Annotated in this window: 4 protein-coding genes; all 4 read left to right on the top strand. The window is 66.7% G+C overall.

Annotation, left to right across the window (positions count from 1 at the left end; genetic code table 11):
• Positions 1–876 (top strand): pyrroloquinoline quinone biosynthesis protein PqqB (gene pqqB, locus DM872_RS12305; protein ID WP_179059762.1); only part of this gene is annotated, 876 nt, incomplete at its 5' end.
• An 11-nt stretch (positions 877–887) separates the two neighbouring features.
• The gene (pqqC, locus tag DM872_RS12300) at positions 888–1640 is read left to right on the top strand and encodes a pyrroloquinoline-quinone synthase PqqC (RefSeq protein ID WP_179059761.1); all 753 of its coding nucleotides are present in this window, start codon (positions 888–890) and stop codon (positions 1638–1640) included.
• On the top strand, positions 1637–1918 hold the full coding sequence (pqqD, locus tag DM872_RS12295) for a pyrroloquinoline quinone biosynthesis peptide chaperone PqqD (protein WP_179059760.1): 282 nt from the start codon (positions 1637–1639) through the stop codon (positions 1916–1918). The genes pqqC and pqqD overlap by 4 nt, the downstream gene beginning before the upstream one ends.
• Positions 1887–2899, top strand: a 1013-nt coding sequence (gene pqqE, locus DM872_RS12290) for a pyrroloquinoline quinone biosynthesis protein PqqE (protein ID WP_179059759.1), incomplete at its 3' end; no start/stop codon positions are given. The genes pqqD and pqqE, both read left to right, overlap by 32 nt.

The raw sequence follows: 2899 nt of genomic DNA, 5'->3' as shown, positions 1-2899 counted from the left end.
TTCCCCCAGTGGAACTGCAACTGCCGCAACTGCGCCGGCGTACGCAGCGGCAAGGTCCGCGCGCAGCCGCGCAGCCAGTCCTCCATCGCCCTCAGCGCCAATGGCGTCGACTGGGTGCTGTGCAACACCTCCCCGGATATCCGCGCCCAGCTCGAGGCCTTTCCGCCGCTGCAACCGGCCCGCCGCCTGCGCGACACCGGCATTGCCGCGATCATTCTGATGGACAGCCAGATCGACCACGTCACCGGCCTCCTGAGCCTGCGCGAGGGCTGCCCGCACCCGGTCTGGTGCACCGACATGGTCCACCAGGACCTGTCCAGCGGCTTCCCGCTGTTCAGCATGCTCCAGCACTGGAATGGCGGCCTCACCTGGAACCCCATCGACCTGGCCAGCCCGTCGTTCACCATTCCCGCTTGTCCGGGCCTGAATTTCACCGCCATTCCCCTGCGCAGCAGCGCGCCGCCGTACTCGCCGCACCGCGGCAACCCGCACCCCGGTGACAACATCGGCCTGTTCGTCGAGGACCTGGAGAGCGGCGGCAGCCTGTTCTACGCCCCGGGCCTGGGCCAGGTGGATGACGCGCTGCTCGACTGGATGCGCCGCGCCGACTGCCTGCTGGTGGACGGCACGCTCTGGCGTGACGACGAGATGCGCCACTGCGAGGTGGGCGACAAGCTCGGCAGCGAGATGGGCCACCTGCCGCAGAGCGGCCCGGGCGGGATGATCGAGGTGCTCGACGGCATTGCCGGTCCGCGCAAGGTGCTCATCCACATCAACAACACCAACCCGATCCTCGACATCGATTCCGCCGAACGCGCCGAACTGGAGCGCCACGGCATCGAAGTGGCCTGGGATGGCATGAGCATCGTGTTGTAACGGAGCCCGAGATGAACCAGATCGCCATGACGCCCGCCGAATTCGAACAGGCCCTGCGTGCCAAGGGCGCCTGCTACCACATCCACCACCCGTACCACCGGGCGATGTACGAGGGCAGTGCGACCCGCGAGCAGATCCAGGGCTGGGTGGCCAACCGCTTCTACTACCAGGTGAACATCCCGCTGAAGGACGCCGCCATCCTCGCCAACTGCCCGGACCGCGACACCCGCCGCGAGTGGGTCCAGCGCATCCTCGATCACGACGGCGCTCCCGGCGAGGAAGGCGGCATCGAGGCCTGGCTGCGCCTGGCCGAAGCCGTCGGCCTCGAGCGCGAGCAGGTGCTGTCCCAGGAACTGGTGCTGCCGGGGGTGCGTTTCGCGGTGGACGCCTATGTCAACTTCGCCCGCCGCGCGACCTGGCAGGAAGCGGCCAGCAGCTCGCTGACCGAGCTGTTCGCCCCGCAGATCCACCAGTCGCGGCTGGACAGCTGGCCGCAGCACTACCCCTGGATCGACCCCAGCGGCTACGACTACTTCAGGAAGCGCCTGAAGGAGGCGCGCCGCGATGTCGAACACGGCCTGCGCATCACCCTCGACCACTACCGCACCTGGGAGGCCCAGCAACGCATGCTGGAGATCCTGCAGTTCAAGCTCGACGTGTTGTGGAGCATGCTCGACGCCATGAGCATGGCCTACGAACTGCAGCGCCCGCCCTATCACACCGTGACCCGCGAGCGGGTCTGGCACCGGGGAATCACCCTATGAGCGATTTCAACACGCACCAGGTACCCAACCTGCGGCGCGGCTTCCGCCTGCAATGGGAGCCGGCCCAGGGCTGCCACGTGCTGCTCTATCCCGAAGGCATGGTGAGATTGAACGAGAGCGCGGGGGAGATCCTGCGGCTCGTGGACGGACAGCGATCAGTGGCGCAGATCATTGTCGATCTGCGTCGGCGTTTTCCCGACGTTCCCGGCTTGGACGAAGACATCCTGGCGTTCATCGAGGTGGCCCATGCCCAGTTCTGGTTGCAACTCGAAGCCTGAAAACCAGCCAGGGCCGCCGTTCTGGCTGCTGGCCGAGCTGACCTACCGTTGCCCGCTGCAGTGCCCGTACTGTTCCAACCCGCTGGATTTCGCCCAGCAGGGCGAGGAGCTCACGACGGCACAGTGGATCGAGGTGTTCCGCCAGGGCCGCGAGCTGGGCGCTGCACAGCTGGGTTTCTCCGGTGGCGAGCCGCTGGTTCGTCAGGACCTGGAAGAGCTGATCCGCGCCGCCCGCGAGCTGGGCTACTACACCAACCTGATCACTTCCGGCATCGGCCTCACCGAGGCGCGCATCGAAGCCTTCAAGGACGCCGGGCTGGACCATATCCAGGTCAGCTTCCAGGCTGCCGACGAGGCGGTGAACAACCTGCTGGCCGGCTCGCGCAAGGCCTTCGCGCAGAAACTGGCGATGGCCCGCGCGGTGAAGGCGGCGGGCTACCCGATGGTGCTGAACTTCGTCATCCACCGGCACAACATCGACCAGATCGAGCGGATCATCGAGCTGTGCCTGGAACTGGAAGCGGACTTCGTCGAACTCGCCATCTGCCAGTTCTACGGCTGGGCCGAACTGAACCGCGCCGGCCTGTTGCCGACCCGCGCTCAGTTGGAACGCGCCGAAGGCATCACCAACCAGTACCGGGCCAAGCTGGCCGCCGAGAAGCACCCCTGCAAGCTGATCTTCGTCACCCCGGACTACTACGAGGAACGCCCCAAGGCCTGCATGAACGGCTGGGGCAGCCTGTTCCTCGACATCACCCCGGACGGCACCGCGCTGCCGTGCCACAGCGCGCGCCAGTTGCCGGTGCAGTTCCCCAATGTGCGCGAGCACTCGCTGCGGCACATCTGGTACGAGTCCTTCGGCTTCAACCGCTTCCGCGGCTATGACTGGATGCCCGAACCGTGCCGCTCCTGCGACGAGAAGGAAAAGGACTTCGGCGGCTGCCGCTGCCAGGCCTTCCTGCTCACCGGTGACGCCAGCAA

The sequence above is a fragment of the Pseudomonas taiwanensis genome (assembly GCF_013393345.1).
Lineage (GTDB): Bacteria > Pseudomonadota > Gammaproteobacteria > Pseudomonadales > Pseudomonadaceae > Metapseudomonas > Metapseudomonas resinovorans_C.
The sequence above is the reverse complement of the archived record's forward strand: the minus strand, read 5'-3'. Positions and strand labels throughout refer to the sequence as shown.

Excerpts from the sequence above, each read along its gene's own strand:
- pqqC (WP_179059761.1), top strand. The coding sequence starts at position 888 with ATGAACCAGATCGCCATGACGCCCGCCGAATTCGAACAGGCCCTGCGT.
- pqqD (WP_179059760.1), top strand. The coding sequence starts at position 1,637 with ATGAGCGATTTCAACACGCACCAGGTACCCAACCTGCGGCGCGGCTTC.